Annotated in this window: 16 protein-coding genes, 1 tRNA gene and 1 riboswitch; of the genes, 8 read left to right on the forward strand and 9 right to left on the reverse strand. The window is 46.6% G+C overall.

Going from position 1 to position 18,555, the window contains the following annotated elements; translation table 11 throughout:
- Positions 1-119: 119 nt before the first annotated feature.
- The 4 genes from Tfer_RS04595 to Tfer_RS04615 all read left to right on the forward strand — a co-directional run bounded on the left by Tfer_RS04595 (position 120) and on the right by Tfer_RS04615 (position 3,679).
- Complete coding sequence (locus tag Tfer_RS04595) at positions 120-1,691, forward strand: multicopper oxidase family protein (RefSeq protein WP_052217089.1); 1,572 nt, start codon at positions 120-122, stop codon at positions 1,689-1,691.
- A 166-nt stretch (positions 1,692-1,857) separates the two neighbouring features.
- Positions 1,858-2,535 carry a 7-cyano-7-deazaguanine synthase QueC gene (queC, locus tag Tfer_RS04600; RefSeq protein WP_052217090.1) on the forward strand — a complete coding sequence of 226 codons (678 nt, stop codon included), beginning with the start codon at positions 1,858-1,860 and terminating at the stop codon, positions 2,533-2,535.
- A 25-nt stretch (positions 2,536-2,560) separates the two neighbouring features.
- Positions 2,561-3,244 (forward strand): queuosine precursor transporter, encoded by a 684-nt coding sequence (locus Tfer_RS04605; RefSeq protein ID WP_052217091.1) that lies wholly within the window; start codon positions 2,561-2,563, stop codon positions 3,242-3,244.
- Between the two features lie 237 nt (positions 3,245-3,481).
- Complete coding sequence (locus tag Tfer_RS04615; RefSeq protein WP_052217093.1) at positions 3,482-3,679, forward strand: cold shock domain-containing protein; 198 nt, start codon at positions 3,482-3,484, stop codon at positions 3,677-3,679.
- Positions 3,680-3,936: 257 nt separating this feature from the next.
- On the opposite strand, the gene Tfer_RS17090 is transcribed toward Tfer_RS04615, so the two are convergent.
- The 6 genes from Tfer_RS17090 to Tfer_RS04635 form a co-directional block, all read right to left on the reverse strand.
- Positions 3,937-4,071, reverse strand: a complete 135-nt coding sequence (locus tag Tfer_RS17090) for a hypothetical protein (RefSeq protein WP_282432052.1) — start codon at positions 4,069-4,071, stop codon at positions 3,937-3,939.
- A 57-nt stretch (positions 4,072-4,128) separates the two neighbouring features.
- Positions 4,129-4,638: an acyl-CoA thioesterase gene (locus Tfer_RS04620; RefSeq protein ID WP_242843547.1), complete on the reverse strand. Its 510-nt coding sequence runs from the start codon at positions 4,636-4,638 to the stop codon at positions 4,129-4,131.
- Between the two features lie 386 nt (positions 4,639-5,024).
- A complete protein-coding gene (locus Tfer_RS17260; RefSeq protein WP_083436782.1) occupies positions 5,025-5,162 on the reverse strand; it encodes an RHS repeat-associated core domain-containing protein in 138 nt (45 codons plus the stop codon).
- 12 nt (positions 5,163-5,174) lie between these two features.
- On the reverse strand, positions 5,175-5,372 hold the full coding sequence (locus Tfer_RS04625) for a hypothetical protein (protein WP_052217095.1): 198 nt from the start codon (positions 5,370-5,372) through the stop codon (positions 5,175-5,177).
- A 41-nt stretch (positions 5,373-5,413) separates the two neighbouring features.
- Positions 5,414-5,869: a hypothetical protein gene (locus tag Tfer_RS04630; RefSeq protein WP_052217096.1), complete on the reverse strand. Its 456-nt coding sequence runs from the start codon at positions 5,867-5,869 to the stop codon at positions 5,414-5,416.
- 30 nt (positions 5,870-5,899) lie between these two features.
- Positions 5,900-6,613 (reverse strand): zinc dependent phospholipase C family protein, encoded by a 714-nt coding sequence (locus Tfer_RS04635; RefSeq protein ID WP_083436783.1) that lies wholly within the window; start codon positions 6,611-6,613, stop codon positions 5,900-5,902.
- Positions 6,614-6,804: 191 nt separating this feature from the next.
- Here Tfer_RS04635 and Tfer_RS16280 point away from each other — a divergent pair, with 191 nt between their 5' ends.
- From Tfer_RS16280 to Tfer_RS04650, 3 genes are all read left to right on the forward strand, one after another.
- Complete coding sequence (locus Tfer_RS16280; RefSeq protein WP_152908971.1) at positions 6,805-7,410, forward strand: DUF6431 domain-containing protein; 606 nt, start codon at positions 6,805-6,807, stop codon at positions 7,408-7,410.
- Positions 7,411-7,589: 179 nt separating this feature from the next.
- Positions 7,590-8,972 carry a DDE-type integrase/transposase/recombinase gene (locus Tfer_RS04645; protein ID WP_052217099.1) on the forward strand — a complete coding sequence of 461 codons (1,383 nt, stop codon included), beginning with the start codon at positions 7,590-7,592 and terminating at the stop codon, positions 8,970-8,972.
- The gene (locus Tfer_RS04650) at positions 8,965-9,762 is read left to right on the forward strand and encodes an ExeA family protein (protein WP_052217100.1); all 798 of its coding nucleotides are present in this window, start codon (positions 8,965-8,967) and stop codon (positions 9,760-9,762) included. The genes Tfer_RS04645 and Tfer_RS04650 overlap by 8 nt, the downstream gene beginning before the upstream one ends.
- A gap of 226 nt (positions 9,763-9,988) precedes the next feature.
- Here the strand turns inward: Tfer_RS04650 and Tfer_RS04655 are convergent, their stop codons facing one another.
- The 3 genes from Tfer_RS04655 to Tfer_RS04665 form a co-directional block, all read right to left on the reverse strand.
- Positions 9,989-10,345: a hypothetical protein gene (locus tag Tfer_RS04655; RefSeq protein WP_052217101.1), complete on the reverse strand. Its 357-nt coding sequence runs from the start codon at positions 10,343-10,345 to the stop codon at positions 9,989-9,991.
- Positions 10,346-10,366: 21 nt separating this feature from the next.
- The gene (locus Tfer_RS16285) at positions 10,367-17,320 is read right to left on the reverse strand and encodes a DNRLRE domain-containing protein (protein WP_052217102.1); all 6,954 of its coding nucleotides are present in this window, start codon (positions 17,318-17,320) and stop codon (positions 10,367-10,369) included.
- 96 nt (positions 17,321-17,416) lie between these two features.
- Positions 17,417-17,501: riboswitch (cyclic di-GMP riboswitch) on the reverse strand.
- Between the two features lie 333 nt (positions 17,502-17,834).
- Positions 17,835-17,917: transfer RNA gene (locus Tfer_RS04665), tRNA-Leu, on the reverse strand.
- 168 nt (positions 17,918-18,085) lie between these two features.
- On the opposite strand from Tfer_RS04665, the gene Tfer_RS04670 reads away from it, so the two are divergent.
- Positions 18,086-18,541, forward strand: coding sequence for a hypothetical protein (locus Tfer_RS04670; RefSeq protein WP_013119820.1), 456 nt, complete (start codon positions 18,086-18,088; stop codon positions 18,539-18,541).
- Positions 18,542-18,555: the final 14 nt, after the last annotated feature.

Genomic DNA, 18,555 nt, shown 5'->3' on the forward strand with positions numbered 1-18,555 from the left:
TGCAGCATAATTTTGACTTTACCAAAAAATAGTAATTTGCTTTTGAACAATATATCACTACATTGAATATAAATAGAATATTAATAATACAAAAAATTTTTAAAAGAGAAGGTGAACACATGTCCCTCGAAAAATTTGTTGACCCTCTGCCAATTCCAGGGATACTGAAACCGGTAGGTAAATTAAATGGCGTCGATTTCTATAGGGTTGCAATGAGAGAGTTTAAACAGAAACTGCACAGGGACTTACCTGAGACAACGGTCTGGGGTTATGAAGGAACTTATCCGGGCCCTACTTTTGAGGTCAGAAAGAACGTACCTATTAAAGTAAAATGGGAAAATAACCTGCCAGTGAACAGGCATCTCCTTCCGGTGGACAGTACGGTCCACGGAGCACAGCCTTCTAACCCCCTTGTACGCACTGTGGTACACCTCCACGGAGGAAATGTCCCTGATGAAAGCGATGGATACCCGGAAGCCTGGTTCACAAACGGCTTTAAACAAACTGGACCTTTTTTCACTCAAAAGATTTATGACTACCCCAACGCCCAGCCGGCAACTACTTTATGGTACCATGACCACGCCCTGGGTATAACCCGTCTTAATGTATACGCAGGGCTGGCTGGATTTTACCTAATCCGTGACGACTGTGAGGATCAGTTGAACCTCCCAAAAGGCAATTTTGAAATTCCCCTTGTAATTCAGGACAGGTCCTTTAACCCTGATGGGTCCCTCTTTTATCCAAGGCAGCCGGACCCGCCGCCCGAAGGGTTCCCGCCCGGTTTCCCGGACCCGTCAATAGTCCCTGAATTTTTTGGAGACACCATTCTTGTTAATGGTAAAGTCTGGCCTTTTCTGGAGGTTGAACCGAGGAAGTACCGTTTCCGCCTACTGAACGGTTCCAATTCCCGTTTTTACAGGATGAAGCTCACTTCCGGACAGCCCTTTATCCAGATAGGTACTGATCAGGGCTTCCTCAAAAAGCCTGTAATTACCAATGAAATCACCCTCGGTCCGGGAGAAAGAGCAGATGTTGTTCTTGATTTTACTGCCTTTACAGGCCAAAATATCATTCTTACCAATGATGCGCCATCACCTTTCCCAAATGGAGACCCTGTTGATCCCAACACCGACCCAGTAGGTCAGCTAATGCAGTTCAGGGTTAATCTGCCCTTATCGGAGCCGGATACCAGCATTGTACCCTCGCGCTTATGTTCGCTACCCAGGTTAAAGGAAGAAATGGCTGGTGTGGTAAGGGATCAAACGCTGGTAGAGAGTGCCGATGAATTTGGCCGGCTGCTCCTACTGCTCGAAGGCTTGCGTTGGTCTGACCCTATTACCGATGAGCCGGAATTGGGAAATATTGAAATATGGCGGTTGATCAACACGACCCCGGATACCCACCCCATCCACCTGCACCTGGTCCGTTTCCTGATTCTTGACCGCCAACCCTTTGATGTAAAAAGGTTTCAAGAGACCGGCGAGATTGTATTTACCGGGCCGGCTGAACCCCCTGATCCAACGGAAAGGGGCTGGAAAGATACAGTTCGGGCTAACCCGGGAGAAGTTACCAGGATTATTATACGATTTGCTTCTTTTACCGGCATCTTCCCATGGCACTGCCACATTTTAGAACATGAAGATAATGAAATGATGAGACCTTACGAAGTAGTAGCGGAGGAAGAAGAGTAAGATAATTACTTGCGATGCCGGCTTTACCTTGTTTTATTTTCCACACCCACAATTCTTAAAGGATTTTAAGGATTTGCGTCGTAAATACTTTATTATGGCTGAAGGTATTAGAAAATTGTTTTTCGCTTTTATAATAATATCTGTATATAATTTTAGAGGAGGATTTATGGAAAAAGCGGTAGTTTTGCTCTCTGGAGGACTGGACTCAACAGTTTGCATGAGCGTGGCTCAAAAACAAGGTTACGGGCTCTACCCGATCAGTTTTCTATATGGCCAAAGGCATTCCAGGGAAATTGAATGTGCAAAAAAAGTTGCTGAGTATTATCAAGTAAAAAAGCACCTCATTATTACCACCAATATGGACTCCATCGGCGGCAGTGCACTTACCGCCAACATAGATGTACCCGAGGGAGACGAAAACAGGTCCGAAATACCGGTGACCTATGTACCGGCCCGTAACCTGATTTTCTTAAGTTACGCCCTGGGATATGCGGAAGTAATCGGTGCGGAAAAAATCTTTATTGGTGTTAACGCTGTAGATTATTCAGGTTATCCTGACTGCCGGTCCGAATTCATTGAAAGGTTCCAGCAGTTAGCCGATTATTCAACCAAAGCAGCAACCCAGGACAAAAGAGAAATTAAAATTGAGGCCCCATTACTAAACCTGACCAAAGCTGAGATTGTGAAACTGGGAGTAGCTAATAAAGCGCCGTTGGAATTGACCACCAGTTGCTACCGCGGCGGGGAAAAGGCATGTGGAAGATGCGACAGTTGCCTGTTGAGGTTGAAAGGTTTCAAAGAAGCCGGCTTAAAAGACCCAATTTCTTATGAAGAATTGTTATAACCTTTTAGGAGGTAAGCAAAAAGAAATGAGCAATCGGATAAACATGGACACCGGCAGTCCCTTTAACAAATTCACCGTCATTACTTCCCTGTATATTATCCTGCTGATTATTTCCAACTTGATGGCCACCAAACTGGTGACCTTCTGGGGTATGGTCCTTCCGGCTGCCGTCATAGCCTATCCCCTCTGTTTTATGACGGGTGACGTTTTGACAGAAGTCTGGGGTTATAAGACGGCTAAAAAAGTAATCTGGCTGGGCTTTTTTGCCAACTTCCTGCTGGTCGTCTGGACCAATATAGGAGTTTACATGCCCTACCCCGATTTCTGGCAGGGCCAGGAACATTATAAATTTATCTTTAACGCGGTGCCCAGGATTACCCTGGCAAGTTTCGCAGGTTATATTTTCGGCGAACTGACTAACTCCTGGTCCCTGGAGTTTATCAAGAAATTTACCGGCGAACGCTTTTTGTTTATTCGCACTATAGGCTCAAGTGTCATAGGGCAGGTTTTAGACACTTTGTTCTTCTTTACCATTGGTTTCTATGGCACTGTGCCCAATAAAGTGCTGGTCACCATGATAGTTACTCAATATCTTTTCAAAGTGGCCTGCGAAGCCCTGGGCGGAACGCCACTGGCCTATATGCTGGTGAAGTGGGCAAAGAAGGATAACAGTGTAACGCCTCCGGGCAGTTTGTCCAATTGTATATAACTGTAGTTACTCCGACTTTGGTCAAGAAAAATGCTTCTGGCAAGAATAATATGAACCCCATACCTAAACTTTTTTCATTGAATTGCTTGCTTTTGTTCCGGAAATATGTTATTGTTAATACACGTGTTAAAGAGTTTGAAACACAAACCGTTTTTGGCCTCTTGTTTCTGCAGGATTGGACAAAAGGATTTTGGGTTTTGACTTTTTGATCAGTCTTGTTGAAAAGGAGGTTACGTGATGGAAGGTACAGTAAAATGGTTTAACGCCGAGAAAGGCTTTGGTTTTATCGAAACTAGCAACGGCAGCGACGTGTTTGTTCATTTTTCAGCTATTCAGAACGAGGGATTTAAAACTCTTGAAGAAGGCGAAAAGGTTTTCTTCGATATCGTTCAGGGTAATCGTGGGCCGCAGGCTGCCAACGTTGTCCGCAAGTAATTCGGAGATACGTCAGGGGGTGTTCTCAAAGAGAACACCCCTTCAGATTTTAGACAAAGTCAAATTAGCACGATTGAGGGGAGCTTAAATGATTCCTCCGCTCCAATATTTTCAGGCCGGTCTATAGGAGGGGTGGGTGGGCTCTCCGTTACCACGGAGCTTTATGCTGCAAAACCTGGCCAAGAAGGCTATAACTGCTGGGGAGGTGAAACAATTGTTGCTCCGAGGTTACGGGCGGAGACAGTGTAAAACTCCGTTCAGTTGAAATCGCTGAACCCGGCCAAATCGCCGTCCATGGCTCGTGGCCGGGTTTCCGGCGTCCGTGCCGGAAACAGCGATTTCAAGCCCTCACTATCGTAAACACTGTCTACCCGCCCTTCACCAAGTCGCAACTTATTGTTTTACCTCCCCAGCGGCACATTTTTGCAGTGCAGCACCCTTCGCCATCTTCAAACATGCGGGAACCTTCTTTGCAGTCTTTTCTTTCTTCTCTCTTCCGCCTCTCTGCAGGCCTTCATCTCCTCTTCCGTTTCCGGTACCAACGGCGGCACCTTTTTCGGTCGGCCGTTCTCATCGAGAGCGACAAAGGTAAAATAAGCTTCGTTGGTCAGAATCACATTCCCGGAAATCGTATTCTCGGCATACGCGCGAACGATAACTTCCATGGAAGTATTCCCAACCCAGGTCAATTTCGCCTTTAGGACCACCATTTCACCCTGCCGGACGGGATGCCTGAAATCAAGGCTGTCGACAGCCACTGTAGCCACAATGCTGTTAGCGTGTCTGGAAGCGGCCATAGCCCCGGCCAGGTCCATCCAGTGCATCAATCGGCCGCCCAGCAGGTTGCCCAACAAATTAGTATCGTTGGGGAGGACCAGCTCTGTGGTCTGAACTTCGGAAGCTCTCGGCGGTTTACCCTTTAACGATTCCTCACTGACTCCGTTTAACTTTTCAATCAATTGCATTGCTCCTTTTTTCTTTAATTGACACTAAAATTGAACATATACTTTGATTGAACCAGTCTGTTTTAGTTTATCTGGCTATACCTTATTGTATGCCGTTCTTTGTTGTTCAGCTCCTGAAAGTCCAGTTTATCGCCACGAATGGCTACGCGGTATTATTGTGAGGACTGGCGATGGCATTAGGCGATGTGCTTGTCCGGCCAGAATAGAAGTATTAACTGCAAAATGAATAACGGAATAACATACTTATGTAAATATTTGTATTAAATCAGGAGGTGTGCCTAATGTCAGAAAGTACCATTCAAGTACAAAAGAGAGAACTAATTGACGGTTATCACGGAGTTCTTCCAATTGTCTTCTCCATAGCAGGTGAATCATACACATTAAGAAATAACTGGCATATTCTGCACATACGCATAAAGGTTTTTACTTAACGGACTTCCCAAGCTACCCCAATAACTATCCCTACTCAAGAACCTCCCCGTCTCCGGCTCATAATACCTCGCCCGCAGGTACAGCAAGTTGGCCCGCTGCTATGCCTCTACTATACCACCGTTATTCCCAGCGCCATTACCGCCTTTGGACATTAACATGTACATCAGAGCCGCCTGTAACCTCTTTATCAGGTGAACAATTAATGGGGAGGCGTTACTTTCTGCCTCCCTATTTACTAGATTTTGTACTTTTTTCTTTAATAATGCGAGGACCCATAACCTTACTACAAATAACATTTACTTCTTCCCCTTACTTTTCCTCTTTATCATAGCTTTTCCTACTTTTTCTCCTGCAACCAATTAATAATTAGTCTAACGAAACCAGCTTTCTGAACAATAAACACAGTTACATTGACTAGTGGAATAGAGGAAAATAATAGAAGTCCATATGCAACCCAGTCATAACCTTTTTTAAAACAGTATATGCCCGAAGATAATAAAATTAGAGAGAGCAAAGTAGCTATTAAAACTACTATTTTAAAAGAGGAAACTCTTGAAAAACTATAAACTAATACCATAGCAAAGACGGCAGCCAATAAGTTGTATCCAATTACCTCTACTTGATAAATACCTTCAATCGGATCTCTCCCAAAAATAAATGTTAGAAATAAAATACACATGAGTAACAAGGTATTTTCTTTGAAGGATAGCTTTGGTTTTTGAAGTTTATAGATCGCTGGAAGGCTCATAATAATCCCTTTAGTTAAGAAATAAAATATCCAAAACGTAACCATTGCCTTTCCTCCAATATTTTTATTTAGTTTTTATTTTGGAGCTATTTTCTGCTTTGCAAAGAAATAGGCTAGAAGTTTAGCACTGTCTACTTGTGATTGTTTTAATGTAATTCTAATCACTTTATGCCACCATTCCGGATTTAAGCTATGTTGCGCTACATCTGTTCTATCATCTAGCACATAAGCATATCGGCTTGATTGCACGGCTACGCTGTGGCCAAAGTCCTCTAAATTTTTTAATCCATAATATATTTTAGTTTTAGCTATTGATAATTCTTTTTCAAAATTATTCTTATACCAATCTGCATCCTCTTCAAACTCTGAATGTGCAGTAATCGGAGCTATGTTATTGGATGCATGCGCGGGATTGCCCAAATCTTGTAAATAATGTAACGAAAACCCTAAATTATAGAAAGCATAATGTTTATTCTTATTAAAGAGACCCACAGCCTTTTCAAAAAAGTTTTTCATCCTTTTTAGAGCTGTATCCGTACCACCAACGTAATTCTTTTTAGTTTTTGGACTATAAAAGTGTCCAGTGTATGCACCTTGCCCCTTATCAGCGTCGTCTACACCTTTATACAACCAATAACTATATTTTTGCGCAGTATTGTACCATTTTGTTAGCCCATCTTTTTTGAGTTTTTCTACAGCTCTAATTGCTATCCACCTATGGGTGCTCTCTGAAACTTGATATGGTGTCCAATCCAAAATAGAAGGAGGGTCAGAAGTTGTCGCTTCCAAATTTCTATGTCAGTAAAAAGAGCTTTTTTTTAAAATTATTTGACACAAAATCGTTTGTCCGATATATTAGTCCTATCGGTCGATAGGGCTGTTTTTATGCCTGAAAAATAGATAAGACCTTTACGGGCTGTGTTGTTTGCCGACGCCACTCCCGCAAAGGTCCCCCAACACCCCCAATTGAGGGGATATCAATGACTATTATACTACCCTTTTCCGGCGGCGTCACTGCCTATTTATCTATAATTTTAGATTGGTATCGGACAACCCCGTATTTCTGCCCCCTCTGCAAAGGTAAAACCCATCGCCACGGTAAATATTTACGAACCGTATATAGTCAAGACGAGTGCTTTATTATCCCAATCTTCCGGCGGCGCTGTCCAAACTGTAGAGTGACTTTTTCATTTATCCCTTCTTTCATTAAACCCTACGCCCGGTTCCTGAATTCCTATCGTTTCGCCCTTTTTCAACGTCATGTGGTTGATGGGATATCTATCAGACAGACCCCGTCCTATTCGTCTGCTCATGGGATGCATTCTGTCAGTACCTGTACCTTCAGACGCTGGCTAAAGAGGTTTAAAAAGATTGCCCCGGAAGTCAGTAAACACCTTACCACACGGCTATTGGAATTACGTCCCGGTTTATCTATTCCCAAAGGTTTACCGGATATAGCCTTTGTTTTAAATGCCGGGCAGGTTTTAAATCTCATAGTTCAGTCTCTTTTACCGGAAGAACCTTTGCATTCTTACGGTGTTTTTGACATGCTTAATTTACTCCTTCCGGGTAACTTGCTGGTATAACTCATCCTTTGCGGGGATTTTTTTTATGTCTTTTTGATGAAATTTTGGTGGCTTTTGCCCTGTTACCCGGCGAGTTGGCCGGATCTCCCCAAAACCGTCCACAGAATTTGCTATCTCCCCGGTTCGGGTTGCCTGTGGGAAAATTATGGTGGATTTTATCAAGGAAAGGAGTGCATTGCATGAACCAAGAGGAACGAGATATGCTGGCCAATTTCCGCTTCAGCCTGATTGCCCCACTGGTAACCCGGAAGTTAAACAAGGGAGAACGCCAAAGAATCTTAACGGAGCTGGCCTGTCAAACCCACCTTACCCCCAAGGGGGAATGCAAAAGGTTCAGTGTCCGGACCTTAGAACGTTATGTGGCGGCTTATGAAAAGGAGGGCCTGGCAGGGCTAATTCCTAAAGGGCGAAAAGACGCTGCCCGTTGCCGGGTCATACCTCCTGACTTGTTGGACAATGCGGTAGCTCTCAAGCTGGAGGCGCCGGACAGAAGTGTGCGGCAGATTATCCGGATCCTGGAGCTTACCGGTTCCTGTCCGGAGGGTTTTCTTAAACCCAGCACTTTAAGCAGTCATCTCTATGCAACTGAACCGGTGCAAAAACTTATGGAAGGCAATAAAGAAGCCTGCCGCCGCTATGAGATGGCTTACCGTAACCAGGTATGGCAGGCTGATACCCACCATACTCTCTATTTGCCCCATCCCAAACAGCCCCATAAACGCCGCCTGGCTTATCTGATTGTCTTCCTGGACGATTATTCAAGACTCGTAACCCACGGGGAGTTCTTCTTTGAGGAAAATGTTTTAAGCCTGGAACAGGTTTTTAAGAAGGCTATCCTAAAACACGGTATTCCTGAAAAGCTTTATGTGGACAACGGCGCTATCTACGCTTCCCGGCATCTGCAGGGAATCTGTGCCCGGTTGAAAACTCACCTGGTGCATGCTAAACCCTACCGACCTCAGGGTAAGGGCAAGGTGGAACGGTTTTTCCACTTCGTGGACCGTAGTTTTAAACCTGAGGCTTATCTCCTTATCGAACAGGGAAAGCTGACAACTCTGGAGGACCTCAACCAGTTTTTCTGGGCCTGGCTCGAGAAGGCTTATCAGACCAGGGTTCACGGTACAACCAAGGAAAAACCTCGTGTTCGCTTCGCCCAATGTGATAAAGAACTGCGCTATTTAGACCCCGTGCTGCTGGATAAATACTTCCTTTGGGAGGAAACCCGCAAGGTTGACGGGGCCGGTTGTGTCAGCCTACAGGGTAATCTCTACGAAGTGGACCTGCGCCTGGTCAAAAAGAAGGTAACTCTACGATTTGACCCTCAGGACTTAACCCGGTTGGAGGTATGGTTTGAGGGTGAGCAATACCCTGATGCTCTGCCCCTCAATATGACCCGCCACCGCCATAAGGCCTTGCCTGAGTTGGAGGAACAGCCAAGAGAGTCTACCGGCCTCAATTTTCTTGAAGCCACCAAAGCGGCCCTGGCCAAAGAACAGGCTGAAAGCCTGCGTAATTCCTTGTCTTTTGCCAAGCTGATTAAGGAGGAGGATGTTCATGATTAAAGAGTTTTTTGGTTTTTCTCACGTCCCTTTTACCAAAGAGATTGCCACTGATTTCATTTTTCCTTCGGAGCAGCATCAGGAGTTAACCGCCCGGCTGCGTTACGCTATCGAAAACCGCTATTTGTCCCTGGTTACCGGCGAGATCGGGGCCGGTAAATCTACGGCTATCCGGGCGCTCTGTAAGAGCTTGGACCCTTCCAAGTACAGGTTTGTTTACCTCTCCGAATCCCGCCTCAGTCCCCGCATATTTTACCAGGAGGTGCTCTACCAGTTGGATACGGAACCCGGCTTCCTCCAGGCCACGGCCAAACGCCGGTTTGTGGAAACCATCCGGGACTTTTATGATAAGCACCATGTCCTGCCGGTCATTGTTGTCGATGAAGGCCAGGAGCTCTCTACTGCCATGATTAATGAGTTCCGCTTTGTCATTAATTTTGATGTGGATTCCCGTTCTCCCCTTGCCTTAATCCTTACAGGCCAGCCTGAACTCCGGGACCGCCTCAAACTCAGGGCGCTTAGGGCCATTGACCAGCGCATTAATGTCCGGTTTCACTTAAATGGCCTGTCCGAAGAGGAAACTAAAAAGTATATTTTCCATGCCCTGCAAAAAGCCGGCGGCACCCATATGTTTTTCTCCGATGATGCGGTTAAGGCCCTCTATGTCCATTCTAACGGCATCCCGCGCCTGATTAATGCTATATGTACCGACTGCCTAGTGGACGCCGTCACCCGCCAGCAGCACACTATTGACGCCACTACTGTTGCCAGGGTTATTGCCGAACGCCAGTGACTTGTCTCAGCCCTCTGACAAAGAGAGCTGTTTTTCACCCTTTCTACTGTCAATGGCAGTTGGAACTAAACATTTCTAAAATGTCATGCATTTCGGGAAATGCCCACTTCTAACTGCCATTGACGGCTGGAATGCCACTGACAAATAGCTCAGGAAGCGACATTACACCACGTTACCGCAGAACCCATTCTTATTATTCGGGGATTGGTTGACTATATTACTTAGATCAATTATCTTGCATCTTACTAAATTTTTCTCTTTCACTTTGGTTAAAGTTTTTTAATTCCTTACTTTTCTTAATTTGCCCAGTTTCGTAGTTTAACACAGTATATCCATTATCTCTTCCAATAACATAGATAAATTGATTTATTTCTTTATATTTATAAACGTGGGATTCTATAGGCTCCGCTGTTTCAACATTATTTAAAGAAAAAACATCATCTGTTACTTTTAATATTTGGTATTTTCCATCCCCAAACAATCTCTCAGTATCTCTTCCAGCTGGATATTTATATGATTGACAACCCATTATCGTTCCAAGTAATAAAAATCCTAATAAAAACTTAATTAAATATCTGTTCATTATAAATTATAACCTCCTTACCTATCTAACCCACTGGACCGTATCTTCAAAATTAATATAAAAACGATACGGTACTATAATTTTTAATAACTGACTAATGTGCGCCCCGTCATTTGCTAAAGTTCCAATATTAATTTCTCTATTTTTAATGGTTAACCATTCAGTAAAATCGTATTTATCTCCTAACCATACCTTTAATCTCCACTTCCCTGTATATACTTTACCCTTAACCACCATTCGCGAAATATGTATTGCATAAAATAAGTCCGTTTCACTTGATTCGTTTTTTCGGAACTCAATACCCTTGTCATAATAAACGCTATATTTACCTGTTTTATAATTTTTAATGATGCTATTAATTGTTGTTTTATAAATTTTAGATTTCTTTATCTTTTCAACAACCTCCGAACCTCCCCAAAAATACCTTGTCCTAGGATTATCCTGCAAAGAATAATTCAAAAAATCCGCTGCAACTGTATATCCTTTAGGTTTTAACCAGTATTTTATTCCGCTTTGCCATATGTAATGTCTTACATTTTGTTTTACAGTGTTTTTTACCTTTGCTAATTGCTGAAGAATAATGTCTACTAAACTATTACCGCTCGGATCAATAAACCTAATAGGATTATTCTCCACATACGCATAAAGGTTTTTACTCAGCGGATTCTCCAGGTCCCCCTCATACGTATCCCTGCTCAAGAACCTCCCCGTCTCCGGCTCATAACACCGGGCCCGCAGGTACAACAGGTTTGTCTCCTCATCCCACATCTCACCTGTATAGCCAAAGGTGTTATGCAGGACGTTTCGCCCATCTTCGGATAGCTTGCTGCCCGGCGCAGGGTTGCCGAACTCATCATAACGGTAGTGGTCGCGTATGTTGCCGTCCGGTTTCACCATGTAAGCCACACTGCCCAGGCCGTCATACAGGTAATACAGCGGGTCTTGTGATTCGGGGCGTGTTTCATCTACGGCTTCTACCTCAATACGCTCCAAGCCGTATGTGTAGGCAGCATCAAACCTCCCGTCTTCACCGTAGGTCATCAGTACCTGGGTGAGCGGGTCGGAGACATCGTTGAGGTAGTAGGCAATTTCTACTTTTTCACCATTAGGTCCAACCGGGATCTTGCCGTTCTTGTACCAGCCCAGGTGTTTGCCTTTGTTGGTGTATTTGCCTTTTTTACGGTAGCCTTTGCCTTTGGACTTAGCGGCTTCTTTTTTCTTTTCCCTGGCTTCTTTGCTTAGGTTCTTGTTCTGGGTTTTGTCACTCTTGCCGTCCCCGGACTTGTTTTTGTTTTGGCCAGGCGCATTGCCGGAATTTCCCTTCCCGCTGCCGCCGGAATTTCCTCCACCGTTGCCACCTGAATTACCGCCACTATTACCTTTGCCGTTACCGCCATTGGCTAGCAGCATATATATCAGGTCAGACTGCTGCTTCTTGGCCTTCTCTTTGCCGGGCGGTGTGAAGCCGGGGTTATTGCCCTTGCCGTTGTCATGCTTGTATGTGGGCATGGTCATGGCCGACAGCTTGGTGATGCGGTTACCGTCCCCGTCATACTCGAAGCCTACCCATTTGCCCTGGTGAAACCTGACTTCAGTCAGGCGGTTCTCGTAATCCCAGGTGTAGGAGGTAACTTTGTTGCCCGGCTCTATCTTGGCTATACGGTTGCCGTTGTTGTCATAACGGAACTCGGTGAAAGGCCCGTCATTGACATTGAATTTGGTCAGCTCATTGGCCGCATTGTAGTAATATTTCGTGGTGTTGATGGAATCTCCTTCTACTTTGGTCATCTTAATCCGGTTGCCCACCGGGTCATATTCGTATGCCACCCTGCTGCCATCAGGGTTAATAACCTTCTCCAGCTGGTTCAGCGGGTCATAGAAATACTCAGTGGTGTATACCGACCCTTCCACCGTCTGGATCAGCCTGGTCCGGTTGCCCGCCAGATCGTAGGTGTATTCATATTTCGCCAGAAGTTTCTGGTCAGCATTAATACTGGCCATAGATGTCAGTTGGTTGGCAGTGTTGTAGCCGTAGGACGTTACAACTCCATTAGGGAGAATGGTCTTGGTGCGGCGTCCCACCTGGTCATATTCGTAGGAAGTAACCTTATTTAAGCGATCCGTTACCGTGATGAGCCGGTTTAAATTATCGTAGCCATACTTTACTTTCTTCCCATCGGGGTATTTCACCAGAGTCTTCTGCCCCAACGCATTGTACTCATATTCCACGGTCATGTCGTCCTGGTTGGTGACTGCAGTCAGGCGGCCCAGGGCATCATAATCATACCAGACGGTGCCGTACATGTCTTCCATCCACTCGCGCTTGCCCTGGTCGTTGTAGCCGTATTCCACGTAACTGCCGTCGGGGTAGTAGACTCCCAGCAGGCGGTCTAACTCGTCATATGCATACTCGATCCGGTTTCCGTTGGGGTCGGTCTTGGCAACTATATTGCCGTTTTCGTCATACTCAAATACGGTGGTCTGGCCCAGGGGGTTGATGCTGTGGGTAAGCAGGTTTCTGCTGTTGTACCTGTACTCGGTCGTATGCCCGTTGGCATCGATACAGAACCGCAGGTTCCCCACATCATCATACCGGTACTCTGTCGTATTGCCTTTAGGGTCAATGACAAACCGCAGCCTGTTGGCCCCGTCATATTTGAAATGGGTGGTATGCCCGTTGCCGTCGGTGACCCGGACCCTGTTGCCGTTTTTGTCCAGGCCGAATTCATTGCCCCGGTTCAGCGCATCAATTACGCGGACCAGACGGTTCATGTTATCATACTCGTACCTGGTGACATTGCCCAGGGCGTCCTTCATGGCTATGCGGTTGTTGTTTTCATCATACTCAAATTCCGTCACGTTGCCCGCCGGGTCAATAACCTGTTTCAGGTTGTTGTTTTCATCATACCGGTAGGTATAAGTCTGGTTTAAGGCATTGGTCACCGTCTCCTGGTTGCCGGACCGGTCATAGGTATACCTGGTGGTATGGCCCATATTGTCGGTAACTTCAATGACCCGGGACAGCGCATCATATTTATACCCTGTTACCGAACCGTCAAAATCCCTGTAGAACAGGGTATTGCCCAGGTCGTCATAGGTGTACTCCGCCCACTGCTGCAGCGGGTCAATGACCTTCTCCAGGCGGTTGAACTTATCATAGTTATACCTGGTTACCTGGCCTTTAGCGTCCTTCACTGCTGTCCTGTTGCCGTTCGGGTCGTAGAAATACTCCACGGCATCACCCGTGGGCTCTATCACCTTCTTCAGCCTGCCCAGGGCATCATAGGTATATGTGGTTTTGTTCAGGTTGGCATCCTTGGTCCAGAGAAGGTTACCGTTACCGTCGTAGTGGGAAAGGGTAGACTTAAGCAGGGGGTCGGTTTCTTCCAGCACATAGCCCCTCTTGTCATAGCGGTAGGTGGTCACATTGCCTTCCGCGTCCCTGGTGCCCAGGAGCCTGTTGTTGTAGTCGTAGCTGTTGACAATTTCACCGGCGGGGTTTAATTCCCGCAGCAGGTTGCCGTTGTTATCGTATTCATAGGTGGTCCTGTTGCCTTTGGGATCGACAACTTCTTTAAGCCTGCTGATTTCATCATAGTGGTAACGGGTGATGAAACCACGGCCATCCTTTACGGTTTCCACGTTGCCGTTGGGATTATAGGTATAGGCCACCTCTTTTCCCGCCGGGTCCCTGACGCTTTTTACCAGGCCGGAATCGTAGTATTCGTATGAAGTGGTATTCCCCTCCGGGTCGGTCACGGTCAGGACATTCCCATTGTCGTCATATGTCATGCGGGTGGTATTGCCCATGGCATCGATTACTTCGGTGGGGTAATCCCTGTTATCCGGGTCGGTATAGCGGTATATGGTGCCTTTGTTTTCACTGTTCAATACCGCCAGCAGGTTTCCGCGGGCATCGTGCTGGTAGTATGTTGCGTACCCCATGGCGTCAATGGCCTGATAGCGGTATCCCCTCTCGTCATAACGGTACTGCACCAGCGGCAGGTCTGTGGAAGTAGTTGTGACCGGTTCAGAGTCAATGCTGCCCGGCGCTGCCGTAGTGGTCACCGGTTCCGGATCAGGGGTTACCCCTCTCCCGCCGGCCCCGAACCGTAATGTCTGGGCTTTTTGCGTTTCCTCCCGGAAAGCCATAAGGCTCTCCGTATCCGGCCCGTCTATACTCGTTACCCTGTACTCGTTGTCAAAGGTGTAGATGAATTCATTACCGTTCTTGTCCCTGAAAGTCGTGCTTCTGCCGCCATAGGACAGGTTTACATAATATCCCTCGGCATCATACTGGGTCGTCACCCGGCCTTGGCTGTCATATTCGTTGGTGACAGCCCTATAGCCCATGGGGTCGGTCACTCCGGTTACCCTGTGAGCATCATTCGGGTCATAATCGTAGCTTGTTACCCCGCCGTTGGGGTCAATAACCTCGCTCAACCGGCCCCAGCTGTCATAGACATATTCCACCTGGCGGCCTGCCGGGTCTTCCAGCAAAGTTATCCGGCCCAGTTCGTCATAGTATAGTTTGCAGCTCCGGCCCGCGGCATCGCTGACCTCGCTTAGGAGCCCCTCGGGGTCATAAGAGAGGGTGATGGTGTTGCCGTTCCTGTCGGTGATACTGTCCAGCATGCCGTCGGTATCAAAATGATAGACCGTGTTGTATTTGGTAATCACAGAATAAGTGCCGTCGCCGTTTTTCACCAGTCTTTCGGTCACGTCTGCATCACTGACATAGCCGCTGCCTGATGGACGGAAGAAATATCCGCCCCCGTCACCTCCGGTGGCTTCGATGGAACCGTCCTCATACATGATGAGCATCTTGTCATAGCCCAACTTCCAGTTCTGGCCCAGCGGCCCCCGGTACATTTCGGGTTCCTGAGAGTTTAAGACCCGGGTGAATTCCACCGGCAGCCCCTTGGCGTCAAAGGACAGGTCCGCCGCAAAGGCAAAGAAGTTCCCGGTAGCCGCGTCGATAGAGTCACCCACTACCTCGCCGTTACTGTATAAAGGCCTGATTTTTTCCCTGAGCCGGTATTCCTCATCAGGGTCTTTGATGATATCCCCTGCGGTATAGGGCATGTCCCGCATAGGGTCAAGGACCAGTACGTAGTCTCCGACCACCATCTCCAGCTCGGTTTTGATCCCGTTGTCTTCCTTCAGCTTGGCGGCCCTGGTCCCGTCCTTGTAGTAGAACTTGGCCAGTTTCTTGGTCCTGGCCCCTTTGCTGTAAATGGCAATGAGGAACTTCTGGCTGGTGGTTTCGCTGGTGATGGTCTCGATATAGGTGTTGCCTTGTTCATCGGTCCTTTCCACATCGTACTCGTAGTACATGGAAATGGTCCTGGTTTTGCCCTTTTCAAAAGACATGCCATCCTGTTCCCACTTACCGCTGCTGTCAGCGGTGGTGCCGAAAGACTGCCCGTCATCGGTGGTAAGGTAAACCCGGGCATCGGCCACGGCTGTGCCGTCAGCTTTGATCAGGCCGGTTTTTCTGTCGATATGTAATCTGAAATTGGCCGGACCTGCCACCGGATCCCCTTTGATGTAGGTATAGACGAGTTTGGGCCGCTTGCTTGCTGTTCCGTGGTCACAGGATATGAACTCCTTGTATCCTTCACCGGACCCGGGGGACAGGGCCAGTCCATTATTGGAAGCAGGATCGTCTACCCACTGCTGGACTAAGCTGGTAACATCAAAATCCCACCATCCTGTGGCCGGACCGCTGGAAGTATCCACCAGCGCTCCCGTCCCCCCGCTCCTCTGCCAGAAATCCCAGGTCAGGGTGGAATAATCCCATCTCCAGTTAGCTTCTACGGGGAACAACCTGATGGAACTTAAAGACCCTTCCTGGGCAAAAACGGAAAACGTGGCTGAAGTTACGGTGATGTCTTCCTCACTGGTCAGGTTATCGAAATGGAAAAAGCTCCGTGTGTCGCCATAGGCGCTCGTATCACCGACATAGAGGTAATCGGCGGCCCGGTAGTTGGTATTTGGGAACCGGGATGATATAAAGGTATCCCGCCCCTCAACAGGGCCGGGCTGCAGGGTCGGGTCGATCACCACCGGATACTGCCGGCCGGTTGACTTGAGCCACTCTTCATTTGCCTTTACTGTTAAAACCGTAAACCCAACATGATTCTCAACTTCTGCCGTCACGGCCAGGGATTTTTCTCCTCCCTTATCATACATAAATGGCCTGGGCATAAACCAACGGACATTCCCGGAACGGTCGGTAAACTCAATTGCACCGTCTGCCCGGGCTTTAGCTGTCAGGTTCTTTAAATCCAGTATAAAACTATACTCCGGCGCCGCATCAGGGCTGTACAGGATGATATCTTCTTTGAGGGTAGACCCGTCGATAGTATACTTCAGGTCAGCATTTGCCTTAAACCCTTTGTATGTAATGGTGTTCCCGGCTGTTTCCCCCGGGACGTCCTCCCCTTTGATCAGGCCCCATCTGATGGAATAATCCCTTTGTTGGATAAGCCCGAGGTAGTTTTCTCCTGCTGAGCCTGCGAAATACACCTTAATGCTGTTGGCCCTGTTGGCAAAGGCGTAGCCTTTCTGTTTTGACTCCACCAGGGTGTTATCTATGTCCGCCAGCTTATTATTTTCATCCAGGTAGTGGATAGCTTCCTGGTAGACTTCGGTCTTGTATTCATTCGGACCGATTTTATAAGTTTTTGCATTTATGGTCCTTTTCTCGATAACTTCATTTTTCTCCTTGGCTTCTTCTGCCCGGGGGTTTTTTGGTTTTTTTGGCCCGGCCGTTTCCGGGAGGCTGTTTTTATTCTTTTCTGCCTCCGGAGTGTTGGCCTCAGCAGTCTTCAGAAAACCGCCAAAACTTCCCAGGGCCAGTTCCTGGACGGTATACCTGATTACCCCGTCCAGGGCCCCCATATTGATGGCCACGGCCAACACAACAGCCGTCACCCGCATCCACAGTTTCCTGCCAAATACCTTTCTCACAAGCCTATCCTCCTTTAAAAACACAAATAAAAATACAAAAAGCCCCTGTCCCCCATGCCGAAGACAGGCGCTCTTCCCATGCTGATATACACTTCCTTCGGCAGCCCGGCTGTCATAGCGTTTCCGCTTTAGACCCGCAGCTTTGCGCCCCCGCCTTTCGACGGGTTTGCCTTTATCGGGACAATCTTCTATTTTTTAACAAACATTTGTATTATAATTGTCGCAGATTTCCAATTGAATTGCAATAAGAAAATATCTACAAATATCACTATTATTTGACATTGTTCGACAATATACGTTTTTGGTTAAGTGGGCCGAAATTGGTCAACTTTGGGAAATGTCAGTGAAGCCTGTACTATGCCGAAAAAGAAATCAATCATCATAGAATCATGACAAAAGCCTTTAATTATGCCATCTACAAAATGAGGCCACCGTTACTTAAAAAAATCTATAGAAAAGCCTGCAACAGACAATAAAAAATCCACAAGGTTGCTAACCCTTGTGGTTATTAGCCTGGTGCCGAAGGAGGGATTCGAACCCTCACGGTTTCCCGCACGATTTTGAGTCGTGTGCGTCTGCCAGTTCCGCCACTTCGGCGTTTTTTCGATGCAACAATTATATTACCATAAAGACTGCTTAAATGCAAGACCAAACAGGTGGAAATTTAGTACATCCCGGGAATAGTTGCAGAAATCAAAACAAATACTAATGACAAAAGACGTATCAATTACTTTGTATTGAAGCCCTAATGGAGGTTTGATTTAAATGAAAAGAGATACCGTCGCTGCCGGCACCTGGATAGGTATATGGGGGACCGTGCTTATTATCTTACTTTCCTACCTGGAAATGACCTTCGGCATCCTGAACACCCCACCTTGGAATATCGCTGCCGATGTGTTCTTAACAAGTGCAAATATAAAAACTTTATATGGTTTGATTATTGGCATGGCAGGCACTTTGGCCCTCGGCATAGCTACTACCTTATTTATCGCTGCAATTTTAAGACTGACGGGTACGGATTATGCATGGTTAAAAGGAGTTATTGTCGCTAATGCTATAGGTTTTGGCACCATGGGTTTGTTTATGCCCATGTTGAATATCAGTGAAAACATTCAAAGCGAACCCTGGACAAATATCTTGGCTCTTCTTGACCTGACCATTTTTGGTCTTTTCACCGGCTATATGTTGAAGAAATCGTTTCAACAACGGGTCGAAAAATAATAAGAATAAATGCT

Origin of the sequence: Thermincola ferriacetica (assembly GCF_001263415.1) — a bacterium.
Classification (GTDB): domain Bacteria; phylum Bacillota; class Thermincolia; order Thermincolales; family Thermincolaceae; genus Thermincola; species Thermincola ferriacetica.

Coding starts and splice junctions, on each gene's coding strand:
- Tfer_RS04595 (WP_052217089.1), top strand. CDS start 120: ATGTCCCTCGAAAAATTTGTTGACCCTCTGCCAATTCCAGGGATACTG.
- queC (WP_052217090.1), top strand. CDS start 1,858: ATGGAAAAAGCGGTAGTTTTGCTCTCTGGAGGACTGGACTCAACAGTT.
- Tfer_RS04605 (WP_052217091.1), top strand. CDS start 2,561: ATGAGCAATCGGATAAACATGGACACCGGCAGTCCCTTTAACAAATTC.
- Tfer_RS04615 (WP_052217093.1), top strand. CDS start 3,482: ATGGAAGGTACAGTAAAATGGTTTAACGCCGAGAAAGGCTTTGGTTTT.
- Tfer_RS04625 (WP_052217095.1), bottom strand. CDS start 5,372: ATGTTATTTGTAGTAAGGTTATGGGTCCTCGCATTATTAAAGAAAAAA.
- Tfer_RS04630 (WP_052217096.1), bottom strand. CDS start 5,869: ATGGTTACGTTTTGGATATTTTATTTCTTAACTAAAGGGATTATTATG.
- Tfer_RS16280 (WP_152908971.1), top strand. CDS start 6,805: ATGACTATTATACTACCCTTTTCCGGCGGCGTCACTGCCTATTTATCT.
- Tfer_RS04645 (WP_052217099.1), top strand. CDS start 7,590: ATGAACCAAGAGGAACGAGATATGCTGGCCAATTTCCGCTTCAGCCTG.
- Tfer_RS04650 (WP_052217100.1), top strand. CDS start 8,965: ATGATTAAAGAGTTTTTTGGTTTTTCTCACGTCCCTTTTACCAAAGAG.
- Tfer_RS04655 (WP_052217101.1), bottom strand. CDS start 10,345: ATGAACAGATATTTAATTAAGTTTTTATTAGGATTTTTATTACTTGGA.
- Tfer_RS04670 (WP_013119820.1), top strand. CDS start 18,086: ATGAAAAGAGATACCGTCGCTGCCGGCACCTGGATAGGTATATGGGGG.